The following is a 17,475-nucleotide window of genomic DNA, read 5'->3' as shown; positions in this document are numbered from 1 at the left end:
GTATAAAAACTGTTCCGTCATGCTGAGGGGTCATGCCATGAACTTCAAAAATTCCGTCAAATTCAAAGTTGTAAGCGGATTCATATTGGTTGTGGCTCCGCTTGTATTTTTTCTTTTTTACAATAACGTATATTCGATAAATGTAGTTCGCGATCAAGTTTCCATGAATTACAGCAAAATGCTCGCTCATTATGTAAATGTTACGGATAATGCGTTGAAGGAATTCGAGTACTATTTCTACCGCATGGAGAGCGACCCGGATATTGTTTCGATGCAAGCTTATAAATCCTTTAAGGACGACTACATTTTGGCCAAACAAAAAGTGTACAACAAACTTATCCAGGACATCGGATATTACAGCTTGATCAACACTTTTTTCGTTTACGCCAAGTCCAACGATGACCTGCTCATCGTCACGCAGGAGAACGGGCGTTTCCACGAGCGCTATGAAACGGTACAGAAATATGTTTCGCAAGCCTTAAATTCGAGTCGAACGGCGCCTCATCAGGGCAACTGGAGGCTCATTGAATCGAAAGATTCTTATTTCATAGCACAAATGAAAGATTTAGGTTCCGATATGTATGCAGGCTGTCTTATAGATTTGAGCAGCTTGGCGAAGCCGCTTGGCACGTGGGATGTGGGGGAAGGAGGCGGAACGATTATCGTGACGGGCGACGGACAGCCGTTGACGAGCCGTGCTTTGCCGGTTCAAACTTATGCTGCGATTAAAAGCCAGCTTACCCCCGATAGCGAGGTATATCAAACCGTACGAGACGACACGAATAACAAGAAATACTTGGTGGTCGGAAGATCGTCTCAGTATGCGAGTATTCGTTACCTGGTTGTAGTAGCCGAGACGAACATTTTGCAGAATTTGCCATATTTGCAAAAGGCCATTTATTTCCTCCCCTTAGGAGTCGCCTTGGTACTTGCGTTATATCTTGCTTTCCTGCAAAAAATTTTTTTTAAGCCGATGGCTCAGCTCATTCAGGGGATGAGAAAAATCGGCCGTGGTCAATTCGATGTCCGTCTGAATGAAAGCCACTCTGCCGAGTTTGCGTACCTGATGTCGACTTTTAACGATATGGCCAAGCAAATCGAGCATTTAAAAATTTCCGTATACGAAGAAAAAATAAGGGTGCAGCAAGCCGAGTTCAAACATCTTCAGGTGCAAATCAATCCCCACTTTTACATGAATTGCTTGAATATCATCTACAATCTAGCCGCTTTAAAAGACCACCAATCCGTGCAAAAAATGTCGCTTCATTTGGCCGACTATTTCCGCAATCTCATTCGCACCAACCGCACATCCATATCGCTAGGAGACGAACTTCAGCACATTTGCAATTACTTGGAAATCCAGGTCATGAGATATCCCGACAATCTGACGTTTGCCATACGAGTCGAAGAAGCGTACCGGCAGTATCCGTTGCCGCCGTTGACCGTGCAGCCGTTCGTGGAAAATGCGGTGATTCACGGCTACCGGATGGATCAAGACCGGTTTTATGTGGAAATCGAAGCGCTCCCCGACCCGGATGATCCGGAACATTACTTTATTGTCACGGTTTCCGACAACGGAAAAGGATTTGCGCCGGAGATGCTGCATGAGTTGAATTCCGGGGGCTATGCGGAGAAATCCGGAGAGGAGCATTTGGGGATTTGGAACGTGATGCGCCGGCTTGGAATGAGCTCCGGGGCGGTCAAAATCCATTTTGCAAACCGGGAGCACATGGGGGCTGAAATTAAAATTCGCTTTCCTCTTCAACATTTTGGACATGGAGATGATTCGGGTGTTTAACTTACTTGTCGTGGATGACGAGAAATTCGCCGTAAAAGGCATTACGCAAGGGATCGATTGGTCCGACCTGCCTATCGGGCAAATTTATGAGGCTTACGGTGCCGAAGAAGCCAAGCGTATATTGACGGCCTGCCCTATTGACGTATTAATTTCCGACATCGAAATGCCTGATGCCAACGGCTTGAAGCTGCAGGAATGGGTCAAGGAGCAATCTCCCTTTACAGAAACCGTTTTTTTGACAGGCCACGCCAATTTCGATTACGCGCAGAAAGCGATCCAGCTTGGAAGCTTTAATTACTTGTTAAAGCCTGTGGATCATAGCCAATTGAAGGAAATCGTCGCCAAGGCGATTCACCAAATTCAATCGGAGAAGGAGCTGCTGGATTTCAATAAAACGTACGAAACCTATTACAAGCATTGGTTAAATCAACTGCCTATTCTTGTAGAGCGGTTTTGGCAAGAGGTGTTGGCCGGCAAAATCCCCTTGACGCAAGAACGGCTGCAGGCGGCCTTCGAAATGTACGGCATTCCGCTGAACGCACAGAGCTTGGTGATTCCCGTTCTGATCAGCGTGGAACAATGGAAGGAAGACTTGAACGCAAGAGACGAGGAAATCATGGGTTACGCTTTGCGCAAAGCGGGTGCGGAAATGATTCTTCAAGAGCATCCCGGCTGCGTCATACTGGATCAAAACGGTTTTCATCTGGTGCTCCTCTATGTACAGGATAGCCCTCCTGTTCCCACGGAATTAGACAGGAGGTGTTACGACTACATTCAGGCCTGCAATCGGTTCTTTCACTGCAGCTTATCGTGTTATATCGGGGAAAAGACGCCTGTTACCGAAATCAATCAGGTGGTGGGCACTTTGCTTAGAATGGAACGGGATAATGTGGTCAAGGTCAATTGCGTGCTGCATCAGCTTCGCGACGAAGTACCCGGGAGTCTCTTGCCGGCGGCTCCTTCAATCACCGATTGGCTTTTACTGTATGAACTCGGCAAGCTGGACGAACTGCTTCTGCGCATTGATGAACTTACAGCTCGGATGCAGCAAGGCGCGGTGCGTTCGGAAACCTTGCAAGCTTTGGGTTACGGTCTAATTCATATGGTATATCATGTGGGTCATAAAAAGGGCTTGTCGATTCAGAACATGTTCCCTCATGACGAACTGCAGGATATTGCTGCCGCTACCCGGTCGCTCAACCAGCTTCGCAGCTGGGCCATTCGCGTTGTATCGACCGGCATCGAGTATATGAGCAGGCATCATCAGGATATTTCCGCTGTCGTCGCTAAAGTCCAGCAATATATGAACGATCATCTGCATGAGGAAGTGAGCAGGGACGATATTGCTAATTTCGTCCACCTGAATCCGGCTTATTTGTCCCGTCTTTTTAAGAAAGAAACGGGGCTATCGCTATCTGAATATATGCTCAAGATCAGAATGGACAAAGCGCAGAAGCTGCTCATCGAGTCGAATCGTAAAATCAGCAGCGTAGCGGAAGTTATCGGTTACAGCCATTTCTCACATTTTGCCAAAATGTTCAAGAGGGTCACCGGCATTTCCCCGCAAGAATACCGAAAAAAATTCCAAACCAACAAGTCATAATGCTGCTCAAAAAGTTACACATCGGATAGACCTGGATAATCCATATTTGTGATAATAAGTAATAACTAACCGACTAGGGGGGACAGAACCATGAGCAATGGTATAAGCAATTCGGCCAAGAGGAGGGCACGTTTGGAAAATGCCTGAATCGCTTCCCGCGTTTTGTAAGACAGTCCGCGCCTATTGGGTTTTCTATCTCATGATGCTGCCCGCGGGTCTTGTTCTGATTGTGAACAACTATATTCCAATGTTCGGCGTGCTCATCGCTTTCAAGAACATTAACTACGCCAAAGGAATTCTTCAAAGCCCATGGATTGGCTTTCAAAATTTCAAGTTTTTATTTTCCACAGAAGCCGCTTGGATCATCACCCGAAATACAATTTGTTATAACGCCGTATTTATTATCCTGAATCTCTTGGTTGCTATTGCATTTGCCGTTATGTTCAATGAAATGCGCGGCAGGTTTCTGTCGAAATTCCATCAAAGCGCGATGTTTCTTCCGTTTTTCTTATCGATGATCGTTGTCAGCTATTTGGTTTATGCTTTTCTTGGGCAGGACCACGGCTTCTTGAACACCGTCGTTTTTCCCAAATTCGGGATCGAGCCGATCGAATGGTATTCCGAACCGAAGTACTGGCCATTGATTTTGCCGTTCGTCAATATTTGGAAAAATATCGGCTATTATACCGTGATTTACATGGCGGCCATGCTGGGAATTGACAACGAATACTATGAAGCCGCGCTAATGGACGGCGCTTCGAAATGGCATCAAATCAAAAACATTACGATTCCACTCATTGTACCGGTCATGATCGTGATGACCTTATTACAAATCGGAAAAATTTTTTATGCCGATTTCGGGTTGTTTTTTCAAGTGACACGGAATGCGGGAGCGCTCTATCCTGCGACGCAGGTCGTTGACACTTACGTGTATCAAACCTTTTTGTCGATGGGAGATATCGGGATGTCATCTGCAGCGGGGGTATTTCAATCGGTCGTAGGATTTCTGCTGGTTCTTGGCTCAAACCTGATTGTACGGCGGATCAGCAAAGAGAATGCGTTATTTTAAAAAGGGTGGTTCGGGTGAACGGACGTAAGCCAAACGACATTTCAAACACGGCTCATTTTATCATCAATCTGTTTTTTTGGTTTTATACGGCAGTATGCATCTTGCCGCTCCTGCTCGTGATCATCGTTTCTTTTTCCGATGAAAAGGCTGTTTTGCTAAACGGCTATAGTTTCCTACCGGAGTCATTCAGTCTTTCGGCGTATCGATTTCTGTTCAAGGACTGGGAACAAATTTTGCGGTCGTTTGGAGTTTCCCTCGTTGTTACGGCGGTCGGGACGATCATCAGCGTGATCATTATGGCGATGTATGCTTACCCGATTTCACGCAAGGATTTTCCGCACAAAAACGTATTCTCTTTCTTTATGTTTTTCACGATGCTGTTTAATGGCGGACTTGTTCCTTGGTATTTGGTCTATACCCAAATGCTGAATCTGAAAAACACGTTGGCCGCTCTGATTTTGCCATTGTTGGTATCCGCGTTTTTTGTGCTGATGCTGCGAACGTTCTTTTCGGGCACGATACCGCCGGCGCTGATGGAGTCGGCTAAAATTGACGGAGCCGGCGAGTTTCGAATATTTGCGCAAATTATTTTGCCGCTTTCTTTACCCGTCCTCGCTACCGTTGCCTTGTTTCAGACTTTAAATTACTGGAATGATTGGTTTACGAGCCTGGTCTTTATAACCGGCAGTAAAAATGTCAATCTGCAGTATTTAATGTATAAAACGATGCTCGATATCCAATTCCTAAACTCCAACACGCAAGCCCTGCAAGCGATCAATCAATCGGGAGCTCTTCAGCTTCCAACGGAAACCGCGCGTATGGCCATGGCCGTGCTGGGAATCGGCCCCATTGTGTTCGCGTATCCCTTTTTCCAAAAATATTTTGTCAAAGGGTTAACGGTAGGCGCTGTAAAAGGGTGAGCGGTGCTGGCCTAAAGCAATTTAGCTAAACGGAGGTTGTATTAACATGAAAGCATGGCGAAGAAACGTTCTTGGGTTATTCGCGTTCTTCTTATTTTTCTCTTTAACCCTGACCGGATGCAGCGGTGATAACGGTAGCATGAATGAGGCCGGTAGCCCTTCGAAAGGCAGCAGTCAATCCGCGATGAACCAGAAGCCATATACATTGAAAATGGTGTACCCGGGAAGCCCTCAGCCGGATCAAGCCAAAGTCGAAGAAGCCTTGAACAAAATTTTGCAGCCCAAAATCAATGCTACGATTGAACTGATGCCGATCGACTGGGGACAATGGGATAATAAATCCAATCTGATGATCGCGTCCCGCGAAAAGTTTGACATCCTGTTTAGCGCCCAGTGGAACGGGCATGCCGTCAATGTGTCCAAGGGCGCGTTTCTCCCGCTGAATGACGACGGACTCGACAACTATGGAAATTTGCTGAAAAAGTACGGCCAAGGCATTCTCGACACCTTAAGTCCCATGTTCCTGGAAGGAGCGAAAATTAACGGTAAAAATTACGCCGTGCCGACAAATAAGGAATTGGCTGCCCAGGGCGGAGTGATCTATCGTTCCGATATCGCTAAAGAGCTGGGCCTGGATATGACCCACGTCAAGACAATCCAAGATCTTGAGCCTATCTTATATGCCGTCAAGGAGAAAAGGCCCGATATGATTCCACTGTTCCTGAGACAAGGAGATACGTTCAACGCGCATTACTTTGCCCAAACCGACGCTCTTGGCGATGCTACCATTCCCTGCGTCATTCTGAAGGATCAGGACAGTACGAAGGTAGTGAAAACAAGCGAGCTTGACCGGTATAACGAAACCTTGAAAATGACGCGTGATTATATGAAAAAAGGCTATATCAACAAAGATGCGGCCACGACTTCGCTTGGCACCGGAGACGCTTTAAAGGCAGGGAACGTGTTTATGATCGTTTCTCCTTTAAAACCGGGGAAAGATGCCGAGATGGCCAATGGGATTAACCTGCAGGGGAAGCTGAAGCAAATCGAAATGACGGCCAAAACCGTATCGACAGGAGAAACCGCAGGCTCTATGCTTGGAATTTCGACCACGTCGGATGATCCGGTGCGGGCCATGATGCTCATCAACTTGCTGCATACGGACAAAGAATTGAACAATCTGCTCAACTTTGGAATCGAAGGCGTGCATTACCGGAAAGTTTCCGACAATACGATCAAGGCGACGGACGCCACAAAGAATTACAGCCCCGGGGCTTCGTGGATGTTCGGCAATCAGTTCCTGAACTATATCTGGGATACCGAAGATCCGCAAAAATGGGATAAATTCAAAGAATTCAACAAGGATGCGAAAAAATCCCCCGGCCTTGGTTTTACCTTTAATGCCGAGCCCGTTAAAACGGAAGTTGCGGCGCTCGTGAATGTCGGCAAAGAGTACGATCCCGCTCTCGATACGGGGTCCGTAGATCCTGAAAAAACGCTTCCGAAATATACGGAGAAGCTGAAAGCGGCCGGTTTAGACAAAATACAGGCCGAAAAGCAAAAACAGCTCGATGCGTTCCTTGCAAGCAAGAAGTAATAACGTATTTTTGAACCTGCTTGATCCGATTCCGTCCGATATGGAAATTACGGCATTAAATCCTGCGGATTATAATTACAACGGCGTACAAGCCACCGTCATAGACACCATCCCCGGCCTTCCCGAGCATGGGTCCGGCTCCTACATGGTTCCCGGGAGTGTTCAGTTTCCCGACTGATTTATCTTCAAAGATCCGATGATGCAATCATACATGAACGAATAGCATGGATGACGTGCTTTAGGGGACGACTGTTCCCTGAGCGCGTCTTCTTTTTTTGGAATAAGAAAGTGAGCTTTTACAAAGATAGAGAAGCATACGGAGGTGGGGTATCCACTGGAGAAGCGATAGCGGCCGCCTTTGTCTTCGGGAAATGTCCACTACTAAGCGGCTTCCAATCCAAATTTCCCGAGGACAAGAGCGGTCGGAAGTGGATACCCCACCCCATCGTAACCTCTATAATCCCGTTTGACCACTTTCTCAACAAGCTCAGGACACTAATGACAAGTTAGTGTCCGGGAGCAAAGTTCGCCTTCGACGGCTATCCTCTTATTTCAAGCGTTTGCCGCCCACATAGACTTGTTCGATATTCGCGGTATCCGTCAGCACGTTGATATCCTGGAGCGGGTTGTTGGAAACAACGAGCAAGTCCGCTTTTTTGCCGGGTTCAACGGTGCCTACGGAATCTTGGAGCGCGAGTGCGGCGGCCGCGGTTTTGGTGGCGGCAATGATCGCTTCCATCGGGCTTAAACCGACTTCGCTGACCAGCAAACTCAGCTCCATGGCATTTTGGCCGTGTTCCACCGGAGTTACGCCCATGAGGTCGGTTCCCGTTGCAATTTTGACGCCGGCCCGGTATGCCTTTTGCAGGTTTTGAGTATGAACTTGTTTCAGGAGCTGGGCTTTCCGCAAGGTCGATTCAGGCAAGCCTATGCGCGAACCGTGCGCAACCAGAAGGCTGGTAATGGTCATTGTAGGAACCAGGATAACATCCCGGTCGAGCATCAATTCGATGGCTTCGTCATCCATCAGAATGCCGTGCTCGATCGTCTTCACCCCCGCCCGCAGCGCATTTTTGATGCCCAGCGTGCTATGGGCATGAGCGGCGACATAGGAACCCACCGCGCCCGCCTCGTAAACAATCGCTTCCAACTCTTCGAGGGTAAACTGGGGCGAACGGGGATCGTCCTTTTCGGATATTACACCTCCCGAAGCGCATACCTTAATAAAATCGGCGCCTTCGCGGAACATGGTCCGCGCCGCTTTTCGGCATTCCGCCACGCCGTCGCAAATATGCCCGTAAGAATTAAACTCCGGAGGCAGCATATGCATATCCCCGTGTCCGCCTGTTTGACTAAGCAGCTTATACGACGCTTTAATTCTTGGTCCTTCATATTCGCCTTCCGCGATAAGATTGCGTACATGCAGAGCGATATGACTTCCCACGTCTCTGACGCTTGTAAATCCTGCCTCGATTAATTTTTTCGTATCGTTCAGCGCTCGTCCCACAAGCAGCTCGGGAGGGGTAAACGAAGCGGAAATCGGGTTCGGCGTCCTGACGCCGACCAGATGCACATGAGCGTCAATCAGTCCGGGCATGATCACTTTCCCGCCAATCTCCTGCACACGGGTGTCCGGTGGCAGATTGGCTTCGGAAGCTTTCCCGATCTGGACAATTTCGTCATTGCGGATCAAAACTCCCGAATCCTCCATAACTCCGCCATTCCCGTCAATCAAGGTGCCGCCTTTGAAGAAAACATGTGACATAAACCTTGCTCCCCTCCAATTTGAATTTTTCCGACAAAGTGTTGGAAATCGTGAAGCTTAAGCCTTATTATAACGATTATAGGAGGGCGTTCTACCGTTAATTTGCCGCGATTTATCGGAAATCGTACAAAACGAACGCAAATGTGGGGGAAAGCGAAAATGTTCAACAAAGGAGGAGCACATGTCGCATTCAGGCAGAGCCATGGACCGCAGAATTAAACGGACCCGGCAAGCGATCCAAGAAGCGCTCGTATCACTGATCGCCGAGAAAGGGTTTGATTCTTTAACAATTCAGGATATTATCGAGCGGGCGGATATCAACCGGTCCACGTATTATTATCATTATGAGGATAAGCAGGACCTCTTGCAGCAAAGCATTCGCGAAATGCTGGAGCAAGCCGTTACGGAGATCGAGTCGGCTACAAACAGCGTTCAAGCTGTGGGGACATCTTTAAAATACAATCCGATGCCGAGATTCATATGCTTGTTCGAGCACATTCATCGGAATCGGGAGTTTTATCGGGTCATGGTCGGGCATGTCCCGGGCTTCATTTGGAAAACCGTCGAAATGATTAAGGAACATATTCTTAAAGATATAACCCTGCTTAATTCCGATCCGCAAAAGCTTCAAGTGCCCGGTCCGTTCCTCGCGCATTATTCCGCAGGCGCTCTGATGATGGTCATCAAGGGATGGCTCGATAAGGATTTGCCCTACTCCGCAGACTTTATGGCCGAGCAGCTGACCAAAATTATGCGTTCCGGGTTATATTCGGTAGCCGGGATCCAATTATCGGACGAATGATGGGACGATCGCGCTTCGTTGGACAAAAAAGTAACAATAATGTTAATCTTACATTTAGAAATGAAAGAGTTAATATATAACAATCTTGTATGATATATGAATGCACTTTCGTTATCGGCAATCGTCCGGAAATGGAAGCATGGATGAACGGGAGGCAGTAAAGATGCAGGAGGAGGCGCAATTGCTGCAAAAGATCGAGAGCAAGGCCAAATACCCGCGGGAGAAGACGATCGTTCAACTGTTCGAGGAGCAGGCGGAGCGCACGCCGGACCAAACGGCTCTCGTATTCGAGGACCGGCAGCTGACGTACGCCGAATTGAACGAGCGGGCCAACCGGTTGGCGCGTACCTTGCGGGCGGAAGGAGTGCAGCCGGATCAACCGGTCTGCATCATGATTGAGCGTTCCTTGGACTTGATCGTGGGCCTCCTGGGCATCTTGAAAGCCGGCGGCGCGTACGTGCCGATCGATCCCGGTTACCCGGCGGAGCGCACTCGCTACATGCTGGACGATTCGGGCGCGAACATTTTGCTCACCCGGGGCGGGTTAGCGGGACATCCGGACTTTAGCGGGAAAACGGTACGTTTGGATGATCCGCAAGCTTACGACGGGAACGGATCGAATGTCGAGCCCGCAACGGGGCCCAATCATTTGGCGTATGTCATCTATACATCGGGTTCGACCGGCAAGCCGAAAGGCGTGATGGTCGAGCACCGCAGCATCGTCCGGCTGGTGAAATATTGCAACTACGTCGCACTGGATGAAACGACGCGAATTTTGCAAACGGGCGCTATCGTTTTCGACGCCTCCACGTTCGAGATTTGGGGAGCGCTGCTGAATGGCGGACGGCTGTATCTCGTGAACAACGAGGTCATCTTGAACGCGGAAAAATTGAAGGAGGCGATCCGGCGTTACGGGATTACGACGATGTGGCTCACCTCGCCGCTCTTTAATCAATTGTCCCAGCAGGACAGCACGCTGTTCGGCAGCCTGCAAACGCTGCTTGTCGGGGGCGATGTCCTATCCGTACCGCACGTCAATCTTGTGCTGCGCGATAACCCCGGGCTCGCTGTCGTGAACGCTTACGGCCCGACGGAAAACACGACGTTCTCCACGACGTATCCGGTCGTCGGCATGCAGACGGAAGCGGTACCCATCGGCCGTCCGATCGGCTATTCGACAGCCTATGTGACGGACCGTTCGATGAAGCTGCTGCCCGTTGGAACATGGGGCGAGCTTCTCGTCGGCGGGGACGGCGTTGCGCGCGGGTATTTGAACCTTCCCGAGCTCACGGCGGAGAAGTTCGTCAACAGCCCTTTTCGGCCGGGAGAGCGCTGCTACCGCACGGGAGACTTGGTCCGGTGGCAAGCCGACGGCACGCTGGAATACAAAGGCCGGATCGACGGGCAGGTGAAAATTCGCGGATACCGGATCGAGCCGGGCGAGATTGAGTCGCAGCTCGCGAAGGTGGAAGCGATCCGCGAAGCCGTCGTCGTCGCCAGGGAGGACGAGAGCGGGCAGAAGCAGTTGTGCGCCTACTTTGTGGCGGACCGCCCGTTCACCGCAAGCGAGGCGCGAAGCGCTCTGGCGCAAGAGCTGCCAGACTACATGATCCCGTCCTACTTCGTGCAGTTGGAGCAGATCCCGCTCACCATCAACGGCAAGGTAGACCGCAAGGCGCTGCCGGCTCCGGAAGACAGGCTGCACACCGGCGCAGAGCACGCCGCTCCCGCGACGGAGTTGGAAGCCAAGTTGGCGAACATTTGGCAGGAGGTACTGGGCGTTCCGAACCTCAGCGTCTTGGACGGCTTCTTCGATCTTGGCGGACATTCGCTGAAAGCGCTGGCGTTGATGTCGGAAATGGAGAAAGCGGGTTGTTACGTTACCTTAACCGATATTTACCACTATAATTCGATCCGCGCGCTGGCCGCTTACCTTCAATCGGCCAAGGAGCAGGAACATCTTATCGAAACGAAAGAAGAGCTGGTGTCCTGGCTGCACCGGGAAACGGAGGGCGTATACGAGCTGGTCTCGTATCGCGTGCGGGATTTTCTTCACGAAACGAAAGAGATTTACGTTCTTTACAGCGATGCCGCAGAGGGGGACCGCGTTGAAAGCCTCGTACGGATGATGAACGGCAAAGTGGCCAAAACGCTCCTGCCCCACTATATCGTGCCTCTGCATCAAAGGATCGAAACGGACCCGAACCAAGCGATCGACGAATCGATCGATGAAGAGGTCTTTTGCCGCCGTCTCGGTTTAACAAGGATGGAAGCGGATGAGGCCGCAGCTGTTCGCGGGCAGCTTCAGGACGATTACGATCAAGCGGACCGGTGGATCAAAACGGGGCAAGCGACGCACGAATACCCGCTCGGGGCGATACAACAGGTGCAAATTAATTTCCACACGCCTTCCAGCCTGGTTTTCTTCAAGCTGGACGAGTATGTGGATTACGCGCTTTTAGACCGGGCTTACGCTTGGCTCGTACAAAATCAAGGTCAGCTGAGAAGCGTTCCCGTCCAAGGGGAGCCGTGCGTTTGCTGGAAGGAATACACATTTCCTTCCGGACGCCCGCCGAAGCTTAGCCTCATCGACGTTTCGGGCCGCGATCCGAGCGGTCCGTTTATGGACATGCTGCAGGATTTCGTTGAAAACACCCGCTACGTCGGGGAGCATATTTTGTATCAAATGGTACTGTTGAAACGAAACCTGCGCGAGCACTATGTCATCGGGCTCTTGCATCATGTCCTGTGCGACCGGGTGACAACGGAAGTCATCGAGCGGCAGTTGGTCTCTTGCTACCGAAGTCTGCTTCAGGGCCAGGCGCCGCCTTCGGAGGAAGTGAAGCCGTTTGCCCAATATGTGCAGCAAATTCAGCACGGCCCCAGAGGCATCACGGAACAGGAATGGATCTCGGCCTTTGAGCTGGAAACGTTTCAACAGAGCAAACGGGACATTTTGCGGCGGATGGCGCATCGAACGAGTGACGAGGCTTTGTTGTTTAATGTAAATATTCCGGCGAAGGAGCACTCTTTGGGGGCTGCGCTTTCCGTCTATACCAAGGGGCTGCAAACCTATTTGGCGGCAAATCATCTGCCCTTGCTGTTCCTATATGACAGTCGAAGGTACGAAGAGGCGTCGTATTACAATACGGTCGGGGAATTTATCGATTTCGTGCCTCTCTTGATCGATGCGCGGCTGCATCAGGACGGGATGATTCGTACCGTAAGAACCCGGCTGGATCTTCTAAAGGACAGCAACATCAATTTTATGCACCTGCTTACCGATCCCGCTTGCCGTGGCGACTGGGACCGAACCAAGGAGCTCGTGCAGTTTGGGGAGCAGTACGAGCACCTCGATCTGTTCATGTTTAATTATTTGGGCAACAGCACTAAAGGGCATTTGGAGGAAAGCCTGTACGATGAAACCGTCGTGAAACAGCCGAATCCGCTGCCGATTTATTCGCTGTTCAACTGCATCGCCACGTCTCACGCCGACGGCTTCATTTTCTCCATTCGCTGCAGCTACAAGATTGACGTGGAGGAAGTCCGAGCGGCGTTTCACGAGGCGGCATGTGCGGAATACGGAAAATCCTGATTATCCCTAAAGCAGATTTGAGTTGATAGCCTGACCGGAGAAAGGCGACGTTCGAAGCAACGTTGCTTGTTTCTTCGGTCATTTTTTTATCGGCGCTGCGCGGAAGGGCGAATCTTATATTTTTCTTGAACGGGATTGACTGGAAATAAAGGGATATGATACCTTACTGATAATGATTATCATTATCGAAAAATCATCGTGTGCATACCGGGAGGAGGGCTATCATGCTTCAAAAAGAAAGGCTGCCGAGGGGACGAACCGCGTCTGCGAGGAGCCGGAGTCCGAAGAAAAGCCTGATTGAAATCCGCGAGTTTATGAATGAGCACTATAACGAGCCTCTGTCCATCGGACAGTTGGCGCAGATGGCCAATATTACCCCCAAATATTTTGTGGACCTCTTCAAGAAAACGTACGGGCAGAGCGCGATGGATTATTTGACGGACCTCCGGATTAACCGGGCCAAGCGTTATTTGATGGAATCGGAGGAGCGGCTGCGGGAAATCGCCCAAAAGGTCGGTTACCGGGACGAGTTTTATTTCAGCCGCAAATTCAAGAAGGAGGTGGGTGTATCCCCCTCCGACTATGTCAAAAAAGCCAGGCAGCAAATCGCCGCATGCTCTTCCTCGGTCACCGGCCAGCTGCTGGCGCTGAATATTATGCCGGCGGCGGCGCCGCTCGATTCCAAGTGGACTCCTTATTACTATAACGCCTATAAAGAGCGGATCAAGCGCCCCCTCAAGCTGACGGACCCTTATACGAGCTGGTCGTTCGAGGAAAATTTGGGGACGCTGGCGCGGACTCGCCCCGACGCGATTATCGGCACCGACCGGCTGGGCGAGGACGAGAAACGGAAGCTGGAGGACATCGCGCCGTCTTTCTTCGTTTCGGCGGAGCGGGACGGATGGCGGGAGCAGCTTCGCCTGATCGCCCGGTTTCTGGGGCAGGAGGACAAGGCGGAGCAGTGGATCGCCGGCTACGAACGGCGGGCGGAGCTGGCCCGGGCGCACATCGGCGAGGCGCTCGGTGACGACGGTATTCTGGTTCTGCGTATTTTCGGGCAAGGTCTTCATGCTTATTGCAACCGCGGCATGGAGGACGTGCTGTGCCGGGATTTAAAGCTGAACTTGGTTTACCGGGCAGAGCCGTCCGGCCACCGGCCGCTTACAATGGAACGGCTTGCGGAGCTGAATCCCGACCGTCTGCTGCTCCTCGTATGTCCCGAGGCCGCTTCGCGGGCGTATTGGCTGGCGCTCCAGCATTCGGCAGCATGGCGTCAGCTCAAAGCCGTCCGAAATGGGCAGGTGCACTTGATTTCCTCGGACCCCTGGTTCGAGTATTCTGCTGTATCCGTTGCGCGGATGCTGGATGAAGCGCAGCTCTTGTTTACAGGGAATTGTCCAAATTCAATACAGGATAGCGTCCATGGTGCCCGCTTCGGACCATGATGTATAATCCTCGTGAATGAGAATTATTATCATCGAAGGAGAGATTCCATGCGTGACATGCTTCATCGATTAAGGCTGGCCGGCCGCATGCCGCTGTCCGTCTTGCTGTGTCTCGTTGTGGCGGGCGGGCTGCTGGCCGGCTGCGGCACGGCGAACAAGGGGGCAGCCCATGCGCCAGAGGCCAATACCGACGAAAAAAGCGCTGCCGCCGACGGCCAAAGCCAGGCTCCTGCCAAAGAACAGGTCGTCAAGGACGAGTTGGGTCATGAAGTCAAGGTGCCTGCCGCGCCGCAGCGGGTGTTTGCCCCGTATCTGGAGGACTCCTTGTTGAAGCTGGGGATCAAACCGGTCGCCCAATGGTCAAGCGGTACGCAAGGACAAGATTATTTGCAGCAGGAGCTGAGCGGCGTTCCCCGGCTCGATTTCTCGGGCGGCCCCCCTTCTCCCGAGGTGCTGATGGCTTATAATCCCGATTTGATCATTTTGCAAAATAACAGCTATTCGGGCAACGGCAATTACGAGAAGTACGCCAAGGTTGCACCGACGTACGCTTTTACGAATGCCTCCGGCGACGTGGAGAAATCGCTTGCGACTCTGGGGAATCTGCTTGGCAAGTCGGCAGAAGCGGAGCAAGCGCTGAAAGCGTACCGTCAGAAAGTACAGGAAGCCAAGGAGAAGCTGGATCAAGCCGCAAAAGGGAAAAAGGTGGCGGTCATCCGCTTCGCAGCCAGAGGCGTGAGCCTGATGGGCGGGAACTACATGAGCGGGCAGGTTCTGTACCAGAAGCTCGGTCTGGGCAAGCCCAAGCTGGTGGAGAAGGAGAATAGCGCCACCATTTCCCTGGAGATTCTTCCTCAGCTGGATGCGGACTATATTTTCATCATCAATCAATATGGTCAAGGCACGGAGCGGATAAAAGAAATTACGGGAAGCCCGATTTGGAAGGCGATGCCTGCGGCAAAGCAGGGACAGGTGTTCGAGGTGAGCGACAATTATTGGCTCGGGAACGGCCTGATCGCTTACGAGAAAATTATTGACGATACGGTCAAGCATTTGGTCAAATAAGCGGAATTTGCCGATGAACGGAAACGTGGCGGTTCAGAGCGTAAGCATTGAAGGAGATGGAAGCATAGTGGCGTTCAAGCCGAACGAACAAAGCGAAGTAACGCTGAAAGACCTCGCGCGCGGCAAAGTCGATATTCCGTGGGCGGAGACGTGGACGATGAAATCGCGCGATCATCACCGGAGGTACCAGATTCTCGTGGCTAAGCCTCCGGAGGCGCCGCCTCCTGCCGGATTTCCGGTCATTTATTTGCTGGATGCGAATTCGGTATTCGGCACGATGGTGGAAGCCGTACGGCTGCAAAGCCGGCGGCCCGACAAAACCGGGATCGTCCCGGCGGTTATCGTCGGGATCGGGTATCCGGTGAACGGACCGTTCGCGCCGGAGCGGTTTTACGATCTGACGCCGGCGGCTACGAAGGAATATTTGAACCGATCGGACAGCACGCCGCTTCCCGAGCAAGGCGGAGCCGCTCATTTCCTGAAATTCATCGAGGAGGAGTTAAAACCGCAAATCGAAGGCGAGTTTCCAGTGGACCGCAGCAGACAGACGATTTTCGGACATTCGCTCGGCGGGTTATTTGTGTTGTACGCGCTGTTTGCGAAGCCGCATACGTTTCAAAGCTATATCGCGGGCAGCCCGTCGCTGCACTGGAACGAGCCGTTCCTGCTTGAGGCGGAGCGCGAATTTGCGAGAGGATTGCAGCCTGCGGCCAATCGGATCGAGCTGCTGCTCGGCGTAGGCGAGCTGGAGAAGACGCACGTCTCGCGCAATTGCGACCGCGCGCTGGCGCTCTCGGAGCGGTTGGCGGCCTTGTCCGGGCGCGGATTGGATGTGGAATATAAGGAGTTTGAAGGCGAAGGGCACGTATCGGTACTGCCCGTGCTGATCAGCCGGGCTTTGCGGCTGGCGCTTCGGCCGAAGCCGTGACGGCGGCCGAGCTACCGGGAAGGAGATGCAGGAGAAGCAAGGACATCGAGATTAGGGGAAAGGACGGAGATGAAGAGGTGGAGCTTGGAATCAAAGGAAAAGTCGGGCTCGTCACCGGAGCGGCCCAAGGCATAGGGGAAGCCGTGGCGCGTGCGCTGGCTGAGCTCGGGGCTTCCGTGGCCGCCGTCGACCGCAATGCGGACGGGCTGGACAGCCTTGCAGCGGAGCTCAAAGCCCGGGGCTATCAGGCTGCGGCTTATCCGGTGGACGTCAGCGACAGCTCGGCGGTAGAGGACGCGGTGGAGCGGATCGAGCGGGAGCTTGGGCCCATCGGCATTCTCGTCAATGTCGCCGGGGTGCTCCGGATGGGGCCTATCGAATCGTACAGCGACGAGGACTGGGAGGCGACATTTTCCGTCAACACGAAAGGCGTGTTTTACGTATCCCGCGCCGTCGTTCGACGCATGGCACTCCGCCGATCCGGGGCGATCGTGACCGTAGGGTCGAATGCCTCCGGGGTGCCGCGCATGCATATGGCGGCTTATGCGGCCTCCAAAGCAGCGTCGACGGTATTTACCAAATGTCTGGGGCTGGAGCATGCCCGGCACAATATCCGCTGCAATATCGTTTCGCCGGGCTCGACCGATACGGCGATGCAGCGTCTGCTGTGGGCGGATGAGGCCGGGGAGCAGGCGGTCATTGCGGGCTCGCCGGAATCGTTCCGGCTGGGCATTCCGCTCGGGAAGCTGGCCAGACCGTCCGATATTGCGGATGCGGTCGTTTTTCTCGTGTCCGACCGGGCGGGTCATATTACGATGAGCGATTTGTGCATCGACGGCGGTGCAATGCTGGGAAAATAATTTCATTCTAAAGAGAGGAATGATGGAC

General features: G+C 51.9%; 12 protein-coding genes and 1 pseudogene. 12 read left to right on the top strand and 1 reads right to left on the bottom strand.

Annotated elements, in window-relative coordinates; genetic code table 11:
* Positions 1–37 precede the first annotated feature (37 nt).
* From ET33_RS09505 to ET33_RS38385, 6 genes and pseudogenes are all read left to right on the top strand, one after another.
* Positions 38–1,798, top strand: coding sequence for a sensor histidine kinase (locus tag ET33_RS09505; RefSeq protein WP_051775208.1), 1,761 nt, complete (start codon positions 38–40; stop codon positions 1,796–1,798).
* Positions 1,791–3,401 carry a helix-turn-helix domain-containing protein gene (locus ET33_RS09500; RefSeq protein WP_036679769.1) on the top strand — a complete coding sequence of 537 codons (1,611 nt, stop codon included), beginning with the start codon at positions 1,791–1,793 and terminating at the stop codon, positions 3,399–3,401. Before ET33_RS09505 ends, ET33_RS09500 begins: the two co-directional genes overlap by 8 nt.
* A gap of 139 nt (positions 3,402–3,540) precedes the next feature.
* Complete coding sequence (locus ET33_RS09495; RefSeq protein WP_036679767.1) at positions 3,541–4,470, top strand: ABC transporter permease; 930 nt, start codon at positions 3,541–3,543, stop codon at positions 4,468–4,470.
* 14 nt (positions 4,471–4,484) lie between these two features.
* Positions 4,485–5,390 carry a carbohydrate ABC transporter permease gene (locus ET33_RS09490; RefSeq protein WP_152570610.1) on the top strand — a complete coding sequence of 302 codons (906 nt, stop codon included), beginning with the start codon at positions 4,485–4,487 and terminating at the stop codon, positions 5,388–5,390.
* Positions 5,391–5,436: 46 nt separating this feature from the next.
* Positions 5,437–6,987, top strand: coding sequence for an ABC transporter substrate-binding protein (locus ET33_RS09485; protein ID WP_036679762.1), 1,551 nt, complete (start codon positions 5,437–5,439; stop codon positions 6,985–6,987).
* A gap of 16 nt (positions 6,988–7,003) precedes the next feature.
* Positions 7,004–7,087, top strand: a pseudogene (locus tag ET33_RS38385) (Expansin-YoaJ); the annotation flags it as partial.
* Positions 7,088–7,534: 447 nt separating this feature from the next.
* Here the strand turns inward: ET33_RS38385 and ET33_RS09475 are convergent.
* Positions 7,535–8,752 carry a metal-dependent hydrolase family protein gene (locus ET33_RS09475; protein WP_051775207.1) on the bottom strand — a complete coding sequence of 406 codons (1,218 nt, stop codon included), beginning with the start codon at positions 8,750–8,752 and terminating at the stop codon, positions 7,535–7,537.
* A 181-nt stretch (positions 8,753–8,933) separates the two neighbouring features.
* Between ET33_RS09475 and ET33_RS09470 the strand changes: the two genes are divergently transcribed.
* The 6 genes from ET33_RS09470 (at position 8,934) to ET33_RS09445 (ending at position 17,447) form a co-directional block, all read left to right on the top strand.
* Positions 8,934–9,554: a TetR/AcrR family transcriptional regulator gene (locus ET33_RS09470; RefSeq protein ID WP_036679757.1), complete on the top strand. Its 621-nt coding sequence runs from the start codon at positions 8,934–8,936 to the stop codon at positions 9,552–9,554.
* A 163-nt stretch (positions 9,555–9,717) separates the two neighbouring features.
* Positions 9,718–13,149 carry an amino acid adenylation domain-containing protein gene (locus tag ET33_RS09465; RefSeq protein WP_051775206.1) on the top strand — a complete coding sequence of 1,144 codons (3,432 nt, stop codon included), beginning with the start codon at positions 9,718–9,720 and terminating at the stop codon, positions 13,147–13,149.
* Between the two features lie 224 nt (positions 13,150–13,373).
* Positions 13,374–14,594, top strand: a complete 1,221-nt coding sequence (locus tag ET33_RS09460; protein ID WP_051775205.1) for a helix-turn-helix domain-containing protein — start codon at positions 13,374–13,376, stop codon at positions 14,592–14,594.
* A 48-nt stretch (positions 14,595–14,642) separates the two neighbouring features.
* Entirely contained in the window at positions 14,643–15,659 is a 1,017-nt protein-coding gene (locus tag ET33_RS09455) for an ABC transporter substrate-binding protein (protein WP_036679754.1), read from the top strand.
* 67 nt (positions 15,660–15,726) lie between these two features.
* A complete protein-coding gene (locus ET33_RS09450; protein ID WP_036679959.1) occupies positions 15,727–16,587 on the top strand; it encodes an alpha/beta hydrolase in 861 nt (286 codons plus the stop codon).
* Positions 16,588–16,664: 77 nt separating this feature from the next.
* Entirely contained in the window at positions 16,665–17,447 is a 783-nt protein-coding gene (locus ET33_RS09445; protein WP_036679752.1) for a 2,3-dihydro-2,3-dihydroxybenzoate dehydrogenase, read from the top strand.
* Positions 17,448–17,475: the final 28 nt, after the last annotated feature.

It is taken from the genome of Paenibacillus tyrphae (genome assembly GCF_000722545.1).
GTDB lineage: Bacteria > Bacillota > Bacilli > Paenibacillales > NBRC-103111 > Paenibacillus_G > Paenibacillus_G tyrfis.
The sequence above is the reverse complement of the archived record's forward strand: the minus strand, read 5'-3'. Positions and strand labels throughout refer to the sequence as shown.

Bases quoted from the DNA above. Each gene is read 5' to 3' on its own strand.
- ET33_RS09505 (WP_051775208.1), top strand. From the start codon at position 38: ATGAACTTCAAAAATTCCGTCAAATTCAAAGTTGTAAGCGGATTCATA.
- ET33_RS09475 (WP_051775207.1), bottom strand. From the start codon at position 8,752: ATGTCACATGTTTTCTTCAAAGGCGGCACCTTGATTGACGGGAATGGC.
- ET33_RS09455 (WP_036679754.1), top strand. From the start codon at position 14,643: ATGCGTGACATGCTTCATCGATTAAGGCTGGCCGGCCGCATGCCGCTG.
- ET33_RS09485 (WP_036679762.1), top strand. From the start codon at position 5,437: ATGAAAGCATGGCGAAGAAACGTTCTTGGGTTATTCGCGTTCTTCTTA.
- ET33_RS09460 (WP_051775205.1), top strand. From the start codon at position 13,374: ATGCTTCAAAAAGAAAGGCTGCCGAGGGGACGAACCGCGTCTGCGAGG.
- ET33_RS09465 (WP_051775206.1), top strand. From the start codon at position 9,718: ATGCAGGAGGAGGCGCAATTGCTGCAAAAGATCGAGAGCAAGGCCAAA.
- ET33_RS09495 (WP_036679767.1), top strand. From the start codon at position 3,541: ATGCCTGAATCGCTTCCCGCGTTTTGTAAGACAGTCCGCGCCTATTGG.
- ET33_RS09470 (WP_036679757.1), top strand. From the start codon at position 8,934: ATGTCGCATTCAGGCAGAGCCATGGACCGCAGAATTAAACGGACCCGG.